18 protein-coding genes and 1 pseudogene are annotated in these 19579 nt (G+C 65.3%); 11 read left to right on the top strand and 8 right to left on the bottom strand.

Annotation, left to right across the window (positions count from 1 at the left end; genetic code table 11):
• Positions 1 to 15: 15 nt before the first annotated feature.
• Positions 16 to 2967: a Tn3 family transposase gene (locus tag AC07X9_RS22880; protein ID WP_254908004.1), complete on the bottom strand. Its 2952-nt coding sequence runs from the start codon at positions 2965 to 2967 to the stop codon at positions 16 to 18.
• Between the two features lie 129 nt (positions 2968 to 3096).
• Here AC07X9_RS22880 and AC07X9_RS22885 point away from each other — a divergent pair, with 129 nt between their 5' ends.
• Together AC07X9_RS22885 and AC07X9_RS22890 are read left to right on the top strand one after the other, a co-directional pair.
• Entirely contained in the window at positions 3097 to 3702 is a 606-nt protein-coding gene (locus tag AC07X9_RS22885; protein ID WP_026109404.1) for a recombinase family protein, read from the top strand.
• Positions 3703 to 3728: 26 nt separating this feature from the next.
• Complete coding sequence (locus AC07X9_RS22890; RefSeq protein ID WP_020817906.1) at positions 3729 to 5057, top strand: DUF7986 domain-containing protein; 1329 nt, start codon at positions 3729 to 3731, stop codon at positions 5055 to 5057.
• Positions 5058 to 5116: 59 nt separating this feature from the next.
• On the opposite strand, the pseudogene AC07X9_RS22895 reads toward AC07X9_RS22890, so the two are convergent.
• The 4 genes and pseudogenes from AC07X9_RS22895 to copC all read right to left on the bottom strand — a co-directional run.
• Positions 5117 to 5938, bottom strand: a pseudogene (locus tag AC07X9_RS22895) (c-type cytochrome); the annotation flags it as partial.
• A gap of 264 nt (positions 5939 to 6202) precedes the next feature.
• Positions 6203 to 8887, bottom strand: coding sequence for a vitamin K epoxide reductase family protein (locus tag AC07X9_RS22900; RefSeq protein WP_037471820.1), 2685 nt, complete (start codon positions 8885 to 8887; stop codon positions 6203 to 6205).
• A 249-nt stretch (positions 8888 to 9136) separates the two neighbouring features.
• Entirely contained in the window at positions 9137 to 10063 is a 927-nt protein-coding gene (gene copD / locus AC07X9_RS22905; RefSeq protein WP_004212957.1) for a copper homeostasis membrane protein CopD, read from the bottom strand.
• Between the two features lie 4 nt (positions 10064 to 10067).
• A complete protein-coding gene (copC, locus tag AC07X9_RS22910) occupies positions 10068 to 10436 on the bottom strand; it encodes a copper homeostasis periplasmic binding protein CopC (RefSeq protein ID WP_062342528.1) in 369 nt (122 codons plus the stop codon).
• 223 nt (positions 10437 to 10659) lie between these two features.
• Here copC and AC07X9_RS22915 point away from each other — a divergent pair, with 223 nt between their 5' ends.
• Positions 10660 to 11643 carry an NAD(P)/FAD-dependent oxidoreductase gene (locus AC07X9_RS22915; RefSeq protein ID WP_495198003.1) on the top strand — a complete coding sequence of 328 codons (984 nt, stop codon included), beginning with the start codon at positions 10660 to 10662 and terminating at the stop codon, positions 11641 to 11643.
• Between the two features lie 363 nt (positions 11644 to 12006).
• Here the strand turns inward: AC07X9_RS22915 and AC07X9_RS22920 are convergent, their stop codons facing one another.
• The 3 genes from AC07X9_RS22920 to AC07X9_RS22930 all read right to left on the bottom strand — a co-directional run bounded on the left by AC07X9_RS22920 (position 12007) and on the right by AC07X9_RS22930 (position 13796).
• Positions 12007 to 12732, bottom strand: coding sequence for a DUF2231 domain-containing protein (locus AC07X9_RS22920; RefSeq protein WP_231727553.1), 726 nt, complete (start codon positions 12730 to 12732; stop codon positions 12007 to 12009).
• Between the two features lie 179 nt (positions 12733 to 12911).
• Positions 12912 to 13361 (bottom strand): DUF411 domain-containing protein, encoded by a 450-nt coding sequence (locus tag AC07X9_RS22925; protein WP_062342522.1) that lies wholly within the window; start codon positions 13359 to 13361, stop codon positions 12912 to 12914.
• Positions 13362 to 13421: 60 nt separating this feature from the next.
• Positions 13422 to 13796, bottom strand: a complete 375-nt coding sequence (locus AC07X9_RS22930; protein ID WP_062342520.1) for a DUF305 domain-containing protein — start codon at positions 13794 to 13796, stop codon at positions 13422 to 13424.
• Between the two features lie 377 nt (positions 13797 to 14173).
• On the opposite strand from AC07X9_RS22930, the gene AC07X9_RS22935 reads away from it, so the two are divergent.
• The 8 genes from AC07X9_RS22935 to AC07X9_RS22970 all read left to right on the top strand — a co-directional run bounded on the left by AC07X9_RS22935 (position 14174) and on the right by AC07X9_RS22970 (position 19566).
• Complete coding sequence (locus AC07X9_RS22935) at positions 14174 to 14530, top strand: hypothetical protein (RefSeq protein WP_170172205.1); 357 nt, start codon at positions 14174 to 14176, stop codon at positions 14528 to 14530.
• A gap of 142 nt (positions 14531 to 14672) precedes the next feature.
• Positions 14673 to 15152, top strand: a complete 480-nt coding sequence (locus tag AC07X9_RS22940; protein WP_062345064.1) for a heavy metal-responsive transcriptional regulator — start codon at positions 14673 to 14675, stop codon at positions 15150 to 15152.
• A complete protein-coding gene (locus tag AC07X9_RS22945) occupies positions 15149 to 15370 on the top strand; it encodes a hypothetical protein (protein WP_062345065.1) in 222 nt (73 codons plus the stop codon). The genes AC07X9_RS22940 and AC07X9_RS22945 overlap by 4 nt, the downstream gene beginning before the upstream one ends.
• 58 nt (positions 15371 to 15428) lie before the next feature.
• Positions 15429 to 15749 carry a hypothetical protein gene (locus AC07X9_RS22950; protein ID WP_007406382.1) on the top strand — a complete coding sequence of 107 codons (321 nt, stop codon included), beginning with the start codon at positions 15429 to 15431 and terminating at the stop codon, positions 15747 to 15749.
• Positions 15750 to 15772: 23 nt separating this feature from the next.
• Complete coding sequence (locus AC07X9_RS22955) at positions 15773 to 17689, top strand: 2Fe-2S iron-sulfur cluster-binding protein (RefSeq protein WP_086485372.1); 1917 nt, start codon at positions 15773 to 15775, stop codon at positions 17687 to 17689.
• Positions 17689 to 18417 carry a hypothetical protein gene (locus tag AC07X9_RS22960; protein ID WP_009824015.1) on the top strand — a complete coding sequence of 243 codons (729 nt, stop codon included), beginning with the start codon at positions 17689 to 17691 and terminating at the stop codon, positions 18415 to 18417. Before AC07X9_RS22955 ends, AC07X9_RS22960 begins: the two co-directional genes overlap by 1 nt.
• Entirely contained in the window at positions 18414 to 19136 is a 723-nt protein-coding gene (locus AC07X9_RS22965) for a hypothetical protein (protein WP_025549149.1), read from the top strand. The genes AC07X9_RS22960 and AC07X9_RS22965 overlap by 4 nt, the downstream gene beginning before the upstream one ends.
• Positions 19123 to 19566: a DUF1622 domain-containing protein gene (locus AC07X9_RS22970; RefSeq protein ID WP_004212663.1), complete on the top strand. Its 444-nt coding sequence runs from the start codon at positions 19123 to 19125 to the stop codon at positions 19564 to 19566. The genes AC07X9_RS22965 and AC07X9_RS22970 overlap by 14 nt, the downstream gene beginning before the upstream one ends.
• The last annotated feature ends 13 nt before the right edge of the window (positions 19567 to 19579 follow it).

Here is a 19579-nt window from a genome sequence, read left to right on the forward strand (position 1 = left end):
TGTAGGGACACAGATTCACGGTAGCGGTTTGATGAGCAGCGGCATGAGGCCATTGGCGTCGAGATCGAGGTGATCGGACCAGACATAATCGCCGGTGAGATTGATGCGATCCCAACCCAACGGCGAGAGCCGGGACAGCATAGCTGGATCGATGGGGCTTCCTCGACGACGCATTTCGTCGACGGCGCGCCCCAGATAGCGACAGTTGAACAGGATAATCGCTGCGGTGACGAGGTTGAGCGCGGCCGCTCGGGTCTGCTGGTTCTCCAGGCCACGGTCGCGAAAACGGCCGAGCCGATGGAAGGCGACCGCCCGGGCAAGGCTGTTGCGGGCCTCGCCCTTGTTCAACTCGGCAGTGACGGTACGGCGCAGAGCCGGATCCTCGAACCAGCGGAGCGTGAACAGCGTGCGCTCGATCCGCCCGATCTCCCGCAGCGCCGCAGCGAGGCTGTTCTGCTGGCGGTAGGCGGACAGCTTCTTCAGGATCAACGATGGCGTGACGGTGCGGTGACGGATCGCGCCAATGACACGTTCAATATCGGGCCAGTGGCTGACGATCAGGTCCCGGTTGAGCCTGTGACCGAACAGTGGCGCAAGCCTGCCATAGCGCTTCGAGGGTTCGAAAGCGTAGAGGCGCCGGTCGGACAGGCGAGGAATGCGCGGCTCGAAATCGAGCCCGAGGAGATGCATCGTCGCGAATACGATGTCGGAAACGCCGCCTCCATCGACGTGCAGCGCGGTCAGATCGGCGTTGCTGTCATGGCCGAGGAGCCCATCGAGCGCATGGATGGCTTCTCCTGCCGTGCCGGCGATCACCGTCTGGTGCAGCGGCGCGTAGCGGTCGGTGATGGTGGTGTAGATCTTGACCACTGGGTCGCGACCATAATGGGCGTTGACCGCTCCGCCGGCTTCGCCCGGCCCGCCCAGGTAGAAGGCCTGGCCATCCGCGGAAGCCCGGTGTCCTTGCCCAAACCAGGCGGCGATCGGCTCGGCGTGGATGGCGTCGGTCAGACAGGCGAGCGCCGCCCGAAAGGTTTCCTCGCGCATGTGCCATGTCTGCATGCGCAGCAGCGCGCGGCGTGATCCTGCGCCGCATACCTCGGCCATGCGCGACAACCCGAGATTGGTCGCTTCGGCAATCAGAGTGGCGAGGAAGGTCCGCTCGTCGCCGGGCGGCAACCCGGTCGAGACGTGCCCGAAGTGCCGGGTGAAGCCGGTCCAGCGTTCGACCTGCGAAAGTACGTCGGTGATACGCGTCGCAGGCAGCATGCCGTAGCAGGCAAGCGTCAGGTGCCGTCCTTCGTCGTGCCCGGCATCATCGTCCTTCAGTTCCTTGGGAAAGCGCAATCGCTCGCCAGCGAACAGGGCAGCATCGCGTCCGGCCAGATTGTGGGCGACGGCGCGCAAGGCGCTGTCGAGCTGCGCGGCGCGCTGATCGAGCCATGCGTGTGGATTACCGAGCGAGAACGGCGGTTGCAGCGCTGCGCCGGATAACGGCGCGAGCAGCACGTCCAGCGACCTGTGCAGCCTTGACCTCGGCACCCAGATATCACCCGAGGCCAGTGCATTGGTGAGCGCGCCGTAAGTCGCCATCTCCCAGTGCGTCCGGTCGATCTTGCCGGCGACCACGACATGGCGGTGCCAGCGCCGCTCGACATGACCGAGCGGAACGTCGGCAGGGAGCGGCTTGCGCCAGTTGCCATCAAGATCCGACAGGACCGTCATCGCGTTGCGCAATGCCGCGGTGCCGGCTCGACCGTGGAAATCGAGCGTTTGCAGGAATAGAGGTCCTGTTCGCTTGAAGGTCCGGTACTCGGCTGCGATCTCGCTTAGCACATCGTCCCTGTGAGGTGCCGCGGTACGACGGATGATCGCGGCATCGGCATCGAGCATGTCGAGAGGCACGATATCCCTGAGGGCCGCGCCGATATCTTCACCGGCACGTGCTGCCCGGCTAACTGTTTCCAGCACAGTGGCGATGCGCATCAGCCGGTCGCGGCCTTCGCGTCCCGAGATCGCGATCCCCTGTTCCAGGCGTTTGCGGGCACGAAGATGAGCGCGTCCCATCAAGGTGCCGAACATGGCGATCGCCGCGTCGGTAAGCGTGGCCTCCAGCTCGCGCAGCGTAGCAAGCAGGATGACCCGCCTGCGGGAAGCGCGCATCTGTTGGAAAGCCTGGGCGGTATAGCGCACGCCTTCGCGGGCGAACTGCGTCAGGCGTGGCTCGTGCAGGGGATCGACCGGAACACAGGCAATACCGGTCCTGTGAATCAGCGCGACCTTTTCGAGGATTTCAGCGAGCGAGGCTGACGCTACGCGGGGCTCCGGTTCGCGCAACCACGACAAGCGGCTCTGTCGGTGATGCACCTTCTCGTCGACCAGCGTATCGAGACGCTGACGCATATCCGCATCGAGTTTATCGTCGACTGCGGCGACCAGATCGGTTTCCGCCCGCAGCATCGCCTCGGCCGCCATCCGCTCAACGACGCTGATGCCAGGGATGACGATGCGCCGCGTGCGCAGCTCGTCGAGCAGTCGATCGAGCAGAATACGCCCGTCCACGATGGCCATGGCTTCGGTTTCTAGCCAGGTCATCATGATGCCGCGCGCTGGCCGGCTGAGATCGGTGAAGCCGAAGCGCGCCTTGATGGCGGCAAGCTGATCGTAGCGGGTCGGCGCTCGCCGCGCGAAGTCGGCGACGACGCCTGCATCCACTCCGACCTGTTCGGCGATGTGGTCGAGCATGATTGCAGGCAACAGCTCGCCTGTGCGCAGATGTCGCCCCGGATAGCGCAGGCAGCAGAGTTGCAGGGCATAGCTCAAGCGGGTCGCCGGAGTGCGTGCGAAGCCGATCGCAGCAAGGTCCTCGGCATCGAGGCCATGATGTCGCACCACCGCCGCCTCGCTGTCGGGCAAAGCAAGCAACGCGGCGCGCTGCCGCTGGGTCATCGGAATACGTGCGGGCATGTTTCATCCTCCAAAAACCTCTTGCCTTTTGTTGGCTTAGTGAAAGAGGATTGTGAAAGACCCAAGGCTGCGGAAATTGGTGCATGCTGTTTCCGCCTCCAGATACGGCCGTTTGTGAAAGAGACGCAGATGACGCGCGAACCCTATCTGATCGGTTATGCCCGCGTGTCGAAGGGCGACGACCAGTCGAACGCCGCGCAGCGGCGCGCGCTCGATGCGGCCGGCTGCAAGCGGGTGTTCGAGGAGACCGCCAGCGGTGGGCGGTGGGACCGACCCAAGCTTCTGGAGATGATCGGCCAGTTGCGCGACGGAGACGTCGTCGTCGTCTGGAAGCTTGACCGGCTGTCGCGCAGCCTAAAGGATATGCTGCACATCATGGAGCGGATCGAGCTGGCAGGCGCGGGCTTCCGCTCACTGACCGAGGCGATCGACACCACCACCGCGGCAGGGCGGATGATGATGCAGATGGTGGGAAGCTTCGCCGAGTTCGAGCGGGCCATGATCCGCGAGCGTACCAGCGCCGGCCTTGCCCAGGCTCGCGCAGAAGGACGGATCGGCGGGCGTCGGCCCAAGCTCGGCGACAAGCAGCGCCGCGAAATCGCCGAGTCCGTCACGTCCGGCCGCAAGTCCGGTGCCGAGATGGCGCGGCTCTACGGCGTCAGTGAACCCACCGTCTCGCGCATCGTCGCCGCGCACCGCCAGCAATTCAGTCAGCAGCAGAGGGAACAGGCATGAAGCGTGGTCACGATCTGTCCGGCGTCATGAAGTTCGCCACCTCGCCGGCCTGGGGCGAGCATCTGGGCGAGGCGCTCGGCGATCATCTCGGGCTGGCGATGGAGGAGTTCGACTTCGAAGCGGACGAGCTGGCGGACATCGTCGGCGATCATTGGGCCGGCGTGTTGTGGGGATGCGCGTTCGAGGATCTGCTGACGCGCACCATCCAACCCGACCGGAACATCGTCGATGACTATATTCGGCGCCGGGGCTGGAATGAGAGCGGCCCGACCAAAATCTACCTGCGTGCCCTTCGATCGTCAGTGATGAGCCTCCACGAGGTCAGCGAGGTCGAGCCCGGCAGCGGCTTCCTCGTGCGCGACCTGATCCGGGGCGGCGAGCCGCTTCGAGTATCCGAGCGCAGCGCCTCGCAGACGCTGAAGCAATGGGACAGGATCGGTGCCCGCGTCGTGCAGGTCGGAGGCAAGCACCTCCTGTCGGGCGGCGTGCTGTCGTTCACGATGGAGGCGGCCGAGGCGCTCGTCGCCGATCTACGGCGCTCGAAGGGCAAGCGCAGCCCGCGCACCGCGTTGAACCTAGACGCCGACGATCTGGCTGCACTTCCGGCCCTCATCAGCACGGCATGGCTGTTCGATGTCGTTCCCAAGACCATGGGACCGGCGCCCATCCCCACGCTGCACAACATTGATGGCGAGGAGGTGATGTTCCACCGCGTGCGCTTTCCCTTCGCACGCGGCGTGACCCAGGCGCTGGTCGGCGAGCGGCTTGATACTGTCCCTGCGCTTCAGCGGGAAACCACGCACTTTTGGAACTGGCTGGGCGAGAAACCGAACGGAAAAGCGAAAAGCACCGGGCGCATGGCGTGGGGTGTGACGATGGCGGACGGCACCCCGGTGCTCGGCAATGTCGAATTGAAAGGCCGCGCCCTGATGCTCGCCGTCACCTCGGCCGAGCGAGCGAAACGCGGCACCGCGCTTATCAACGATGCGCTCGCCGGGTTGGTCGGCTCGCCGCTGACCACGATTGAGACGGTCGAACAGGCCATGGCGGCGCGGGCCGAGGGGCTGACATCATCCGAACCGGCACCCGCCATTGCGCCAGAGGTTGCAACCCCGCTCATCCATGCCATGCTCGACCGTCAGTACCGCGCGACGCTCGATGAACCCGTCGGCATGCTCGGCGACATCACCCCGCGCGCAGCCGTTCAAACTGCCGCAGGCCGGCACCGAGTAGCCGGGTGGCTCAAGCATCTCGAAAACCGCAGCAGCAGCCAACTCGACGCGAACGACCCGATGGCCACCTACGACTTCACTTGGATATGGCGCGAACTTGGCATCGAGAACCTGCGCAAATAGTTCGCTACCCCTGACGTCGATGCCTACCGTGAATCCGTGTCCCTACAATGCACAGAGGCCTGATCGGGGTGGCGCCGCAGATAGGCGAGCACCGCGTCGGCTTTCGCCTGCCCGATGCTGCCCGCAAGCGCGGCGGGGGTGAGCGCGACCAGGGTTTTCAAATCGGGGATCCGCGCCCGCAAGCTCGGCTGGGACTTCCACAGCCGTTCGCCTTCGACCGCTTGCGCGTCGGTCAGGGCGAAGCTGCCAGCGCGGAACGCCAGCGCCCAGCGTTGATCGTTCGGCAGATCGGCGAAGCTCTGCATCGCGGTCCCGTCGATGCCTTGGCTTATCACCTGATAGAGCGCGAACACGCTGCGCTGGCGCGCCCGTTCGGCGTCGGTGAACGCGATCGGCGGCGGGTCGAGTCTGGCAGCGTCAGGCCCATGTCCGTCGCCGGTGAGGCCGTGGCAGGACGAGCAGCTTTGGACGTATAGCCTTGTTCCCATGGCGGGGTCGGGTGCCTTGGCGGGAGCGAGCGGCACCGGATAGGCCTTGAGCAGATCGGCGGCGAGGCCATGCGCGAGTGTCGCGACCTCTCGGGACGATCCCTTGCGGCCGATCACGGCTTCGAGCTGCGAAGCGCTTTGGATTAGAGATTGCCGCTCAGGCGTCGCGGGAAGTGCGCGGAGGCGCGTCGACACCCCAGCGGCGAACTCCGTCATCTCCGCGTATTCGGACGCGCTTATGACCGCGCCGTTGGCGACCGCACCGCCATAATCGACCGCCATATAGTCGAGCAGACGCCAAGCAGTTTGAACATCGCGGGTATCGGCCATCGCCGCAGCGGGGATCAACAGCAGCATAAGCGACGCGACCAGCGCGACCAGAGGTGACGGCATATGGGTGATCGATTCCAAGCTTCACTCGTCGCGGACTATGCGAACAACTCTCATTAGCAGTATTGGGCAGCGTGCGCGACCACCAATGGCAGGATGATGAACATCGCCGCCGGAGAGCTGGCGGGCGATCGTCTCCGGCGACAAGATCGTGACCGCGAACCCGGAGACGATCGGGGGGGTAGAAAAGCGGCAGCGAAGGCGCGTGACGGTGTGCGATGCACGATCAAGGTTTTCGATGAGGCTAAGCAGTGATTGAAGATACTTTCAGATCACGTACTTGTCCCAGCTTGCATAATGCTCGGCGCTGCGCTTTCCCCTTGGAAAGCTGAGGCCGACGAGCGCAATGCCGGCTACGACCGAGGCCACGGCCCCAAGGTGACCAACGCCGTCGAGGAGGAAAGGCGCGGCCACAAGCCAGGCTCCGAACGCGACGTTGATCAGCCGCAGCGCGCGGGCAACTTCTGCGGTGGCGATGATCGCGACCGTGATGACCAGCGCACCCACAACGTGATCGCTGTTCGCCATACCGCCTTCCGTGCCGAACAGTATTCGGGTCAGCATCAGCAGGACGCCGATGACGATGCTCGCAGTCAGCGTCCATGGCAGGGTCAGTCCCTTCTTTGCGTCCGCCCAGAAGGTGCTTGGCGAGGCCATCGCGTCCGACGCGTCCACCGCTCCCGCCTCTATCGCGTCACCCTGGAAGAAGGTGCGGATCAGCGGTTTGCCTTGCCGGCGCGCCCAGAGAAGGAACTGACCCATCGCAATCACCTCGTCGAGCGCGAAGGGGATCATGATCAGCATGGCGAGCGCGGCGATCAGCGCCAGCGTGCTCCATGTGCCGATGACGATGGGCTGACTGATGATGAAATAGATGCTGATGACGCCGAGCGGGATGACAAGGATGCCGAAGAAGGTCACCATCCACGGCATGGTCCGCCAGCGGTCGCGGGTGCCCATTACCGCCATCAGGATCTCGAGGACATAGCTGACCGTGCCGAGCCCACCATCGGGAATCGGCCAGGCCTTGGACATGTCCGAGGTGATGATCTCCTCGGTGCCGTTGCGTGGATCGCTCAGGGAGCCGGCGAAAAACGGCTCCCAAACGCCGTCAATATGCCCCAGTTGGTAGGCGGTGAGGATGCGCGAGGTGAGAAGGCCGATCAGACCCATGGCGACGATCGGCAGCCGCTGTGCGTCGGTGGATGGCGAATAGGTCCAGCCGGGCGGGATGTTCTTGGGGTCCATCATGCCCGCCATGCTCATGCCCGGCATCATCGGCACGAGCACCGACAGGGCGATCACGGCCGAGCCGATGAGCAGGTTGTTGTTGTACTGAGCGGCGCTCGGGCTCCAGAAGATCAGCGGGGCGAAGAACAGCCAGATTCCGACGAACGCGACCGCCCACTGCGCCCATGTCTTGGTGCGCGGAACGAGCGATAGCGCGCCGAACAGCACGATGGCGAGGCCGCTGACGACATCGCTGATGGCCAGCGCGTTCGCCCGCCACTCGATCGACGGCAGCCCGCGATCAATAGTTACGAAGCGCGCCGCCTCGCCGACACTGTGAGTGGTCACGGAGTCGTAGATAAGCGGGCTGGAGGCGAGCCACAGCCCAAGACCGATGTTTGCGTAAAGAGCCCAGCGCGCACGGCGCTCGTCGCGGTCCATTATGGCCATGTGATCGCCGTGTGCACCGTGACCGGTCATCGCCATGTCCGCCGCGCCAGGTCGGTGCCCCATGGCAGCATGGTCCATGCTGCTATGGTCCGCAGCCCCGTGATCCATGTCGGCCATTCCACCGCCTGCCGCTGCGGGTTGTTGGCCCGGCGCTACAGGTTCGGCCTTTAGCTTATCGTGCCAGGCAACCAGATTCTCGTTAAGCTTGTTGTTCCGATACCAGGCCCGCGGGTGGCGCTTCAGCGCGGCGACGATCGTCGGCAGCGTGTCCCGGAGGCGATGCTTCGGTTCCCAACCGAGCAGCAAGCGGGCGCGTGAAATATCGAGGATATAGTGGTCGTTGCTGCTGTCGATCATCCAGGGCTGGATGAAGTCGTCGCTGCCGAGCGCTTCGTTCTGCAGGATGATCCCGGCTTTCGCGAGCGGCTGCGGAATCCGGATCGTCTTCCAGCCCTCGCCGTGGAGCGCCTCGCCGACGATGTCCTGGATCTCGGCATAGCCGGGTGCGTCGGGCTCGCCGATGAGCAGCGGCAGTTCTGACGGCAGTTCGTGCCGCCGATCGACCAGACGCAGCACGGCGTCAGCCAAGTCGTCGCGGTGCACCGATGACTGCGCCGCACACAGCATGCCGGGATAAAAATGCGAAATCAGGCGGTGCTCGTAAATCTGCGATATCTGCTGCGCGAGAAAAGCCGAGCGTCCGTCGTCGTCGTAAACTCCGGCGGCGCGCATATAAACGACGGGGATGTTTCCGTGGCGCTCATGCAGCAATGTCTCGGCGTCGACCTTGGACTGCGGATAGGCCCAGGACGCGCCGATCGGCGAGTCCTCGTTGATGCGCTCGTCGGGTGTGGGGGTCGGCTTATGAACGAGCATCGTGCTGGCGAAGACGAATTGTCCGACTTCGAACGATTGCAGCCCGTCAATCAGCCGGCGGGTGCCCTGCACGGTGACCTTGTCGTAGAGCGGATTGGGGTCACCCGTGATATCATAATAGGCGGCGAGGTGGATCACCGAGGCGATGCGGTTGCCGTACCGTGCGCGCACCTCGTCAAGCGCAACTCGGACCGCTTCGTCTGACCCGAGGTCTATGTCGATCGCCGCCGCGGGCGGCGGTGGGTCGGGAGGGCCGGCGCGATCAAGGCCGACGACCGTGTAGCGCTCGCCGAGCTGGGCAATCAGCGCTGCGGCGATAAAACCGCTCGCACCCGTGATGAGGACGACTTCGCCACCCTGGCCGCTGCCGGCTTCACTGCGTTTGCCATCGGTCATGACTTTGCCACCCTTGTTCATTCATCTCTGAAAACACTGACAGGCCCACCCGGACCAACCCTCTCGCACGCCCAGCTTTGCAGCGCGACGCGGCCTTCCCGCAAGCGCCTGTGGGCGACTTAGGGCGTCGGACACGTAAGCTCAGTCCAAGCGGGGGGTGTCTTGGGAGGCGAGGGTTAAGCCGCGTAAGTGGGTAAAAGAAGGTGGAAGGCCTGAGCGGCGCTTGCGTGGACGGTTGGTCCATAGCGCTTACATGCCCGACGCGGGTGGCGCGAGGGTGCCTAGCCATGCCACGAGCGCCAGGATGCCGATCACGCAGGCTGTCTCGACCGCAAGGCTGACCCGCAGCGCCGTAAGCGCCCCGCCATGGTCGTTCATGGCAATCGAGCGCTCGAAGGCCGGCGTGAGGCGGAACCGATTGAGCGAAGCGAGCCCCAGCATCGCTGCGAACAAAACCAGCTTGGCGAGCAGCAGCAGGCCGTAGAGCGTCGTCCCCAAGGCCGCGAAATTGGCTGGGCCGACGAGCAGCCAGCTGTTGATCAAGCCGGTGACCACCAGGGTAACAACCACGAGCGTGCCGACGGCGCCGAACCCATGCAGGGCGCGATGGGTCAGCCGAAGGTGCGCGGCATCGATCTCCTCGGTGCGACGCGTCAACAGGAGAAGCAATCCGAACAGCGCGCCGACCCATATACCGCCTCCCAAGAGGTGGAGGATGTCCGCACCGAGGTGAAGCCATCCGGTGCTTCCCTCGTCCATGGCGCCGTGCCCGTTCCACGCGAGTGTCGCCAATGCCGCGGCGGCGGCAATCATGGCGATAGCCAGCCACGATGCTCTGCCTCGCGCCAGCAGGGCTGCACCGACGGCGATGACCAGCGCCACCATACGCACCTTCCAGGCGGTGCCAACCGGTGGCCCCCCGAGCAGCGCGGCCACCGCTGCCTGGTCGATCGGCCAGAATGCAGAACCGGCCATCGCCGAGGCCATAAGGATCAGGCCAACGGCTGAGAGCAGCAACCCGAGCGCTGCGCTTGCCGTGAGCCAAGGCCGCAGCGCGATGGCATCATCGCGCTCGCCAAGACGAAGACCATAGAGGCTGAAGGCCGACAGGCCGAACAGCGCCGCCAGGACCAGGTATAACGCCAAGCGGATGGCGACGGTCGGCCAGTCGAGCATTCGCTCACTTCACCGTGAAGTTGTAGCTGCCGGTGATTTTGTGTGTGTCGCTAGAGACGACCTGCCAGTCGACGCTGTAGCGCCCACGCGGGAGACGCTGCTTCGGGGTGATCGTGAGCGTCCGGCCATCGGCGCCGACTGCGGCGCTGCTGGCCATTTTCATCGCCGCCATGCCGGGCATCGCGGCCATGGTAAGGTCGGCCTTGGAGAAAGCCGGCACGAGTTTCTCGCTGAACTGGAGGCTGATCTTCTCGGGGGTCGCAACCGCCGCGTTGGCGGCGGGGCTGGCGGACACCAGCTTCGGGTGCGCGTTCGCCACGCCGCCTGCGAAGAACAGGGCGGCGGCGGCAGTCGGGATGAACAAGCGGCGCATTAGGGCAATCTCCATTTCAATTGGGCTCACCTGTATTACGCAGCCGGACGGGTCACCCCTCACGATCTTTTTTCGTGCCGACGCGCTGCCCTCGATGAGGGGTCTGCGGCACCGGCGCGTATTCAGAAGGGAGCATGGAGCGCTTTCTCACTGCGTCTCCCTTCGAACGAACTGTGGCCGCGGGCCCGACGGGCGCATGCGCGGGGTAATGATGAGGTTGCGGTTGACCAATCAAGGCTGGACTGGCGACCCCGAGGAGGTCATCGACTGTTTGGTTGTGGGCGGCGGTCCAGCGGGCCTCACGACCGCGATCTATCTGTCTCGGTTTCTCAGGAGCTGCGTCGTCTACGACGCAGCGGCGGGGCGCGCCGCCACCATCCCGCGCTCGCACAACCTGCCAGGATTTCCCGGCGGCATTTCCGGCGTCACGTTTCTTGCGCGCCTGCAGGCTCAGCTGCACGAATATGGCGGTACGGTCCAGAGCGGCGAGATCGACGCAATCGTCGCGTCAGGCGACCACTTCTCGGCAAGCTGCGAACTTAACGTCCTGCGCGCGCGGACCGTTGTCCTCGCTACCGGTGTCGTCAATCAACGTCCAGAGATGCCCGATGCAATGCATGACATCGGCGTGGCGCGTGGTCTTCTCCGCTATTGCCCGATCTGCGATGGTTATGAGGCCCGGCGGATGAACGTGGCGGTGCTCGGCTGCGATGGCCATGGCGCTGAAGAAGCCGAATTCCTGCGAGCTTATGGCGCCAAGGTCACACTTCTCGCCCAACGGTCGCTCGATCTCGGGCCGACCGAACTTGCCAAGTTGAACCAGCAGGGCATCCATGTCGCCCCCTCGCCTGTCGGGCAGCTGCGTCTTGGCGACTGTGTCGAGGTGCGGTTGGCCAATGGCCTGGAGCTGCAATTCGACACGCTTTACCCCGCGCTCGGCTCGTCGCCTCGGACGCGGCTCGCGTCTTTGCTGGGGGCGCAGCTCAGCGGATCAGGCTGCGTTCTGACCGACGCCCACCAGCGAACCTCGGTTGCTGGCCTCTTCGCGGTCGGCGACGTGGTGGAAGGGCTCGATCAGATCAGCGTTGCAACCGGACAAGCAGCGGTCGCTGCGACCGCAATTCATAACCTGCTGCGCGACCGCGACAGCGGATTGTCATCCGCCATCGCCGGGCTCTGTCCCGCTCGGAGCGTACCGCCGACGTAGCGCGAGCCATTGGCGGTGCAACGAGCGAAAACCGCCAACCCAGCGCCGGTCGCCGGCTCGCTTGTCATCTTCTTTTCGCGCTATTCGTCTCCACACGACGATCGGCGACACGGCCTTTCTCCGTTTCGATGATCCCGCACCACGATCGCGTGGATCGCGCGCGAGTGCATCGCGACAGTGTGCTATTACCAGCGCCGGGGGATTGCTCGACACGCCCGAGCGGCCAAGCGGGGGCCGGGATCGCCGGCGGCATCCGACGCTATGCTCAAAAGGCCTATGGGCATGAAGGTCGGCGCTGTCGCATTTCGTCGCATTCCTTTGAGCCGCGCCAACACGCGACCGCCTATCGAGCGTCGGGTCCACTCAGAACGCCAAGTGGTTTATTCCGCCATGCATGAAGGTTCCGCCGAGGAATCCCTGGATCGAGATCGCGAGCGTCATCAGGCCAAGCACCACCCAGTACAGTGTCCGCGACCGCTCGGGAACCTTGCGGTGGCGCGCCGCCATCCAAGCGAGCGCGACGCCGAAGACGGCTATGGCGGTGCCGAGCCAACGGTGGGTCATGAGGATCGGGTTGCGATCGGTCAGGTAAAATCCACCCGCAAACCAGCCGAGGAACGCGGCCACGATCGCGCCTAGCGCGCCGACTACCAACATGATGTGGGCGACATGCTGGTAATCGCGGTTGCGACGCCACAGGCCGAAAAGTTCGACGCCGAACGCGCCGATGAACAGCGCGATCGGAAAATGGATCACCATCGTGTGCACACGACCAAGCCAGCTGACCAGTCGCTGCCCAAACGTCTTGTTCTTGTTCGCGGTCTCCTCGTGCATGCCGCCCATGTCCATGTCGTCACCGGCGATGTCGCGGCCACCCATGTTCATGTCCGCGGTCGACATAGAGCCCATGCCCATATGGCCGTCGCCAGCGTCCGCTCCGTCTGCTTTCGGCGTCTCGGCTGTGCTGTTAGCGGCCGGCCCGGGACCGGCCCCAAGCGCATCGTGATCTTCGTGCGCCGATGCCGACGTGCTTACTGACATTGCAACAGCAAGGAGCAGAGCGAAGGCCCCGCCTCGTTTACCGCTCATCACCCAACCCCCTTGATCCGTGTTCATCCATTCCCGTTTACGCACGGGCCGTCTTCCGCCCTCACCCGCGTATTCGCTTTCCTGTGAGACTTTTCGTCTACTCTTCTAGACGAACTGGACGGAGGAGCTACGCTGGCTGGGCGACCGCGTCTTGTCTCCCGCCGTAAAAAAACCGCCGATCAGCTGCCGTGGCGGGCGAACAGGCGGCGCCCGTTGGGGCCGAAGGCGACCACGTCATAGGCCTGCGCCTTGGCGCCCGGCACTTCCATTCCCGGCGAACCAAGCGGCATGCCGCCGACTGCGAGGCCCCGTACGCCCTTGGGCCGGGTCGCGAGAACCCGCTTCATGTCGGCGATCGGCACGTGGCCCTCAAAAGCCATGCCATCGGCGATTGCGGTGTGGCAGGACGAGACGTCCGCGGGAACCCCTGCGCGCTTTTGCAGCGCCGAGCGGTTGGAATCATCGACGACGCGCACCTGGCGCCCGAGCTGCCGCTGCACCTGCGCCGCCCACTTGGCACAACAGCCGCAGCCGGGGTCGCGGTGCATGACGATCGGGGTGGCCGCGCTGACGGCAACCGGAACCAACAAGGCTGCGGCAGTCAGCGCGGATCGCAAAGCTATCTTCATCGAAAAACTCCTTGGTCGAACCTCCCGCTCCCTCGGCGGGGGCGGGACGAACGAGGCTTATTACTGAGGACGCTTGCCCATAGACCGGAGCATCGCCTGGAGTTCACCGATGCTCTTGTTCTGCTCGGCAATCGATTTTTGAGCCATTTGCCGGGTCTTCGCATCGGGTGCCTGGCGGAGCACGATCTGTGACATGGCGATCGCGCCGCGGTGATGCTCGATCATCTTGCGGGCCCAGGTCTCGGTCGCATCGGTGCCAACGGCCGACATCATCTTACGATGCATCTCCATTTCGGCACGCGGGTATGGATTGGCGGGTGTCGGTTTCATCATGCCCGTGTCGGAGTGGCCCATCTTGCCATGATCCATGCCGTGCATGGCCTCCTGGGCGAGGACCGGGCCGGCGGCCAGCAGTAAGAGGGGAGCGAACGCCATTCCTGATCTTTTCATCACCGTCTCCTTTGTTGCCCCTAGGTAATACGCACCGTGAAGGCGGAGCCCTCACGGTTGGGGGGAAACGGCGTAACCCACCACATCTGCAAAAGGTGCCCGGAACCAAGTGGGCGCACCCGGACAGATCAGTTGCAACCAATGCTGGACGACGCCCACCGAGGAGGCGGCAGGTGCCATCCGTTTGGCGAGGTACGGACAAATCAACGACGGTCCCGGGGGATCTACTCAAACCGACAGTCGCTGCGAACAATACGTATACCGAGCTTGGACCAGGGACCATACTCCTGAAGGCGAAGAAACAAAGTCTTCCCCTCGAGAGATCGAGCGGCAGTGTTCAACACTTCTCAGAGGAGTCCAAGATGATCAAGAACTCCATCATGGTTGCGCTCGCCGGCATCTCGATGCTCGCAGCGGTCCCTTCATTCGCTCAGGGTATCGGACATACCTTCTTCATGCGCGGCTCGATCGTTGACACGGGCAGCAACGGCACGGTCGTCTGCATCGGCAAGGCCGATGGCGCCGAGGTCGGCCAGAAGCTCGAGGTCTATCGCGTTGTGACCCATCCGGGTCCGTCCAAAGGCGTGGCGCCGACTTATCACCGCCAGCTCATCGGCCATGTGACGATCGATCATATCTTCGATGATCACTTCGCGCACGTGTCCGTCGCCGACGGCACGCCTGCCAAGCACGACATCGTCGAGCTTCGCAAGAACTGACGAGCCGGTGGCCCGGCGGCACACGCTGCCCTGATGCGAGGCATCGGGGCAGCGGGTTGCCGGCGGCAACGGACCGTTCGGGATCGAGGCGAAACCGCTTGACCCTGGACCATGGTCCTACCGGCATGATCGAGCGGATGACATGGGCAATTTCAAGATCGGCGAACTGGCCGCCGCGGCAGGCGTGGGCCGCGATACGATCCGCTATTATGAGCGGATGGGCTTGCTGCGCGAGCCCGCGCGCACGGCAGCGGGCTACAGGCTCTACGACGCGACCGACCTCGAGCGCGTCAATTTCATCCGCTCGGCGCAGGAGCTTGGTTTCACACTCGAACAGGCCCGGAAGTTGCTGGCGCTCAGGGCGTCGGACACCGCGCATGCCCAGGCCGTGCTCGATATCACGCTCGCCAAGATCGCGGATGCCGAAGCCCGGCTCGAGCGCCTGTCCGATATCCGCGACATGCTGCGGATGCTCGCCGATGAATGCCCGGGTGAAGTACCCGTCTCCGATTGCCCGATCCTCGCCTTCCTGACGGCGCGGCGGAAAGACCAGCAGCATAACAAGAAACTTCAGGCAGCGCAGGACGAACGATCATCACTAGCGAAAGGGGTTTTGTCATGACGAAAATGCGTTTGATCGCCGTCCTCACGCCGGCGCTGCTTCTGGGCGCCTGTGTGACCACGCGGCCGACCTCGGCGCAGGTCGAGAGTTGCCGGGCGATGGAGGGCAATATGGGTCTCCAGACGCCGCATGATCATGGCGAGATGAAGGGGCAGGGGCGCAACCCGATGAACCTCTCGCACGACCGGTGCCTTCAGATCCTGCGCAACGCGCAATGATCGGGTCCGGGCGCCATCCCTGGCGCCCGGACACAGTTTTCAAGCCAAGGAGCAAGCTATGATCGACCATGCGAAAAAAGCCCTTCCGCTTGTCGGCGGAAGCCTGTTGCTGGCGCTCGCGCTTTCGGGCTGCGACCGCCAGGCCGACCAGACGGTGCCGCCCGCGGCGAACAGCGTCGCCGCCACCCCGGTCCTGACCGACAGCGGCAACGCTGCAGACGCGGCGCCGATGGACGCGATGAGCAACCAGGCCGAGATGGAGCGGCATCACCGTCAGGCGATGGACCATGACGCGATGCGCGCCGGGGCCGGCAACCAGACCGCGCCGGCACCCGATCCCGCGCCGGGCAATGCGGCGATGCCGATGAAGGATATGTAGGCTCGCACACGAAGGGGATGAGGATGTCCAGGCGGATCAGCCTTCGACGCTTGAGCCTCGGCTGCGCAATCGCTCTCAGCCTGTCCGCGAGCGCGAGCGCGGGCGCGCAGGAGGGCGGGGATCATGCCGCGCATCATGGCGCAGGCATGCCGGCCGGCGGGGGCATGTCCGCACCGGCAGAGCCGGGGTCGTCGGACATGGCGAAGATGATGAACCCCATGATGGATCGCATGATCAATGGGGAAGGGGAGAATGAGCACGGCCACGAATCGCGCCGGACCGGCTTCATCTCGCAGCTGCTCGCCTTTCCCGCGCTCGACGAAGCGGCAAGGCAGCGGGTCGCTGCGCAGGCCGGCGAACGGGTAAGCACCGGTCTGGCGATGATCAACGCCGCCTCGGCCGACGGCGCGCGTGCAACCACGGTCTCGGCCCGGCTCGATGCGGCGCGCCGCCTGCGCGATGGAACCGACCTGTTCCGGTCCGGCACCGCCGCGCAGGGCGCGATCGGGGGCTTGCAGCCGCCCCGGGAGGTCGGCCTTGCCTGGCTGCGCGATCAGCTCGACATCGACCAGGCCGCGCCCGGCCATGCCGACCACTGGTTCGGCATCTCGCCCTCACACCTCCTTCTCATGCTCTTCCTGGGGCTGGTGAGCGCCACGCTTATCGCGCTGCAGATCTTCCGCCTGCGGCGGATCGGGGCGATCGCCGGCGGTGTCGCCACCGCCAAGGTTCCAGCAAAGCCGGAGCCGAAGGCTGCCCCTCCCGCTACCAGGGTTGCGCCCGCGCCTGCACCCGTTGCCGACAGCGCCGGGCTCGCGCCGAGCAATGCGGCCGCACCCGCTGGGGCGTCGCTGCGCAAGCCCAAAAGCTGGGCGGGGCAGCTGCGCGTGGTCCAGATCGTGCGAGAGACGCCGAGCGTGCTGACCTTCCGGCTCGCGGACCCGACCGCCGACCGGCTGCCGTTCGACTTCCTGCCGGGCCAGTTCCTGCAGGTCGAGGTAGAGCCCGAAGCGGGCAAGACCGCGCGCCGTTCCTACACGATCGCCTCTTCGCCGACCCAGCGGGCCTATGTCGAACTGACGGTCAAGCGCGAGGAGCAGGGCGTGGTCTCGCGATACCTGCACGACAAGGTCGTCGCCGACGATCTGCTGAAGGTCAGCGGACCGTTCGGCGCCTTCACCTTCACGGGAACGGATGCCCAGAGCATCGTGCTGATCGCGGGCGGGGTCGGCATCACCCCGATGATGTCGGTGCTGCGCTATCTCACCGACACCGCGTGGAAGGGTGATATCTTCTTCTTCTACGGCGCACGGTCGACCGAGGAATTCGTGTTCCGCGACGAGCTCGAGCGGCTCGAACGCCGTTTTCCCAACCTCCATGTCGTCGCCGCGATGCAGCGCGCGCCCGGCACCGTCTGGATGGGCCCCGAAGGGCCGATCACCCGCGAGATGATCCTGGCCGCGGTGCCGGAGATCGCGAGCCGGCGGATCCATATGTGCGGCCCGCCGGCGATGATGGGCGCGATGCGCGGCGTGCTGGCGGAACTTGGCGTCCCCGAAGCGCAGCTGCACACCGAGGCGTTCGGTCCGGCCTCGCTGCCGGCCGACCACGAGGATCTCGAGGTCAAACCCGCGCCCGCGCCAGCGGATAAGCCGGCCCCGAGCGCCGAGGTGGCGCCGAGCACGGTGACCTTCTCCGTGTCGGGGGTGTCGGCGGCCTTGCCCGCGGACGAGACCGTGCTCGAGGCGGCCGAGGGCGCGGGCGTCGAGATCTCCTATGCCTGCCGTGCGGGCACATGCGGCGCCTGCGTGGTCAAGCTGCTGCAGGGCGAGGTAACGATGGAGGTCGAGTCCGGCCTCGCGCCCGCCGACAAGGCGCAGGGCTATGTGCTCGCGTGCCAGGCGAAGGGCACGGGCACGCCGCTCGTGGTCGAAGCCTGATGCGCGAACGCAGCGACATCGCCGTCGGCCTGCTGGTCGCATTCCTGCTGCTGTTCCCGTTCGGCTACCTCGTGCATGTGTCACCGCGCTTTCCGGGCAGCCTCGCTGGCGGGATCATCGGGATCGCAGCGCTCGTGCTGATGCTGCTGACGCTTCCCTATGTCGCGGCCAAGCACATCGCCTGGGTCGACAAAGTGCTCTCCCGGCTCGTCAGCAAGCCTACCCTGCTCGCCATCCACATCTATGCCGGCGTGCTGGCGCCGATCCTGGGTCTGGTCCACGCCGCGCACAAGCTCGAAAGCCCGGTCGGACTGCTTCTGACCGTCCTCCTGCTGATGACGGTCATCACCGGCTTCATCGGCCGCTACCTGCTTGCCCAGCTTGGTCGGGCGCTGCGCGGACGCAGGTCGGAACTGGCCTCGCTTCGCGCCGCCTTCCTTGAGGAGCCGGCGGCGCCGGCGCAGGCCGATACCGCAGCCGCGCCGCTGTCGGGCTGGAGGCGCTATCTGTTCGTCGCCGGGGATGCGCCCGCGGGCCAGCACCCCCAGAACAGGGCGGGGATCGCCGCGGCGCTGGCCGATACCGAATTCGCGATCCGCGCCGAAGAGGCGACCAACACCCTGTTCGCGCGATGGCGGTTCCTGCACATCCTGCTGGGCTGTCTCATCTTCGCGCTGCTCGCGCTCCACGTCGGCGCGGCGATCTATTACGGGCTGCGCTGGCTATGAGCTGGCAGCGTCTTTCCTATGCCGTCTTCATCGCAGCCCTGCTGGTGATGGTCGCCGCGGTCGCGATCCGGATGCGATCGGACGCGCCGAGGGATGCCGGCCTGGTGGCGCAGCTCGTAGCGCCCGGCCCGCTCTCGAGCGCCCACCAGTCCTTCGCCGGCCAATGCACGGCCTGCCACACGCCGGGCAAGGGCGTCGAAACCCGGACCTGTCTCACCTGCCATGCGGGCACGGATTTCGGGACGAAGCAGTCGACGCAGTTCCACGCGAAAGCGACGCAGTGCACCTCCTGCCACGTCGAACATGAGGGAGAGCGCGGCATCATCCGCATGGATCACGCCGCCTTGCTCGACATGGCAAAGTGGCGGCAGCCTTCGGCGGGCATGTCGACAAACACTCGAAGCCTGACCCCCGAGACCGCGCTCAATTGCGCGAGCTGCCATGCGTTCCGCGATCCGCACCAGGGCCTGTTCGGCACCGACTGCGCGAGCTGTCACAAGACCGACAGCTGGAAGATCGCCAATTACCGCCATCCATCGGTCAATTCGACGCAGTGCGCCGAGTGCCACAAGGCGCCGCCCAGTCACTTCATGGAGCATTTCAGCATGGTCTCGCAGCGCGCAGCCGGATCGAAAGCGCGCGTCGACCAATGCTATGCCTGTCACGCCACCGACAGCTTCAACAATATCCGCAAGCGAGGCTGGTATGATCACCATTGAGGCCGACTGGCTGAGCGCCTTCTTCCGGCTTGCGGTGATCGGCCTGGAACTGGCGGGCACGCTGACCATCCTGGTCGGCGCGGGGCTCGCAACCTTTCTGTTTGCGCGGCGGGCGAGGGCGGGCGACCGAACCGAGGCCTATAGCGCGTTCCGCTCGGCGCTCGGCCGCAGCATCCTGCTCGGTTTGGAATTTCTGGTCGCCGGCGACATCGTCAAGTCGCTGGTGATCAACCCGACGCTCGACGATCTCATCGTGCTGGCCGGGCTTGTGCTGGTGCGGACCTTCCTGAGCATCTCGCTTGGGGTCGAGATCAACGGCCACTGGCCTTGGGAGGAAACCCGGATGGCGCGGGAGAAGGCGCGTGCGGCGTCGGATGGGTCGCCGGCTACGGCTGAGGCCGCCGGATGCGGCACAGCGCTCAAGCGATAGCAGATGGAAGGCG

The sequence above is a fragment of the Sphingobium sp. GW456-12-10-14-TSB1 genome (assembly GCF_059424385.1).

Bases quoted from the DNA above. Each gene is read 5' to 3' on its own strand.
- AC07X9_RS22890 (WP_020817906.1), top strand. From the start codon at position 3,729: ATGAAGTTCGCCACCTCGCCGGCCTGGGGCGAGCATCTGGGCGAGGCG.
- AC07X9_RS22900 (WP_037471820.1), bottom strand. From the start codon at position 8,887: ATGACCGATGGCAAACGCAGTGAAGCCGGCAGCGGCCAGGGTGGCGAA.
- AC07X9_RS22970 (WP_004212663.1), top strand. From the start codon at position 19,123: ATGATCACCATTGAGGCCGACTGGCTGAGCGCCTTCTTCCGGCTTGCG.
- AC07X9_RS22885 (WP_026109404.1), top strand. From the start codon at position 3,097: ATGACGCGCGAACCCTATCTGATCGGTTATGCCCGCGTGTCGAAGGGC.
- AC07X9_RS22965 (WP_025549149.1), top strand. From the start codon at position 18,414: ATGAGCTGGCAGCGTCTTTCCTATGCCGTCTTCATCGCAGCCCTGCTG.
- AC07X9_RS22945 (WP_062345065.1), top strand. From the start codon at position 15,149: ATGACGAAAATGCGTTTGATCGCCGTCCTCACGCCGGCGCTGCTTCTG.
- AC07X9_RS22940 (WP_062345064.1), top strand. From the start codon at position 14,673: ATGGGCAATTTCAAGATCGGCGAACTGGCCGCCGCGGCAGGCGTGGGC.
- AC07X9_RS22930 (WP_062342520.1), bottom strand. From the start codon at position 13,796: ATGGCGTTCGCTCCCCTCTTACTGCTGGCCGCCGGCCCGGTCCTCGCC.
- AC07X9_RS22925 (WP_062342522.1), bottom strand. From the start codon at position 13,361: ATGAAGATAGCTTTGCGATCCGCGCTGACTGCCGCAGCCTTGTTGGTT.
- copC (WP_062342528.1), bottom strand. From the start codon at position 10,436: ATGCGCCGCTTGTTCATCCCGACTGCCGCCGCCGCCCTGTTCTTCGCA.
- AC07X9_RS22920 (WP_231727553.1), bottom strand. From the start codon at position 12,732: ATGAGCGGTAAACGAGGCGGGGCCTTCGCTCTGCTCCTTGCTGTTGCA.
- AC07X9_RS22955 (WP_086485372.1), top strand. From the start codon at position 15,773: ATGTCCAGGCGGATCAGCCTTCGACGCTTGAGCCTCGGCTGCGCAATC.
- copD (WP_004212957.1), bottom strand. From the start codon at position 10,063: ATGCTCGACTGGCCGACCGTCGCCATCCGCTTGGCGTTATACCTGGTC.
- AC07X9_RS22935 (WP_170172205.1), top strand. From the start codon at position 14,174: ATGATCAAGAACTCCATCATGGTTGCGCTCGCCGGCATCTCGATGCTC.
- AC07X9_RS22880 (WP_254908004.1), bottom strand. From the start codon at position 2,967: ATGCCCGCACGTATTCCGATGACCCAGCGGCAGCGCGCCGCGTTGCTT.
- AC07X9_RS22960 (WP_009824015.1), top strand. From the start codon at position 17,689: ATGCGCGAACGCAGCGACATCGCCGTCGGCCTGCTGGTCGCATTCCTG.
- AC07X9_RS22950 (WP_007406382.1), top strand. From the start codon at position 15,429: ATGATCGACCATGCGAAAAAAGCCCTTCCGCTTGTCGGCGGAAGCCTG.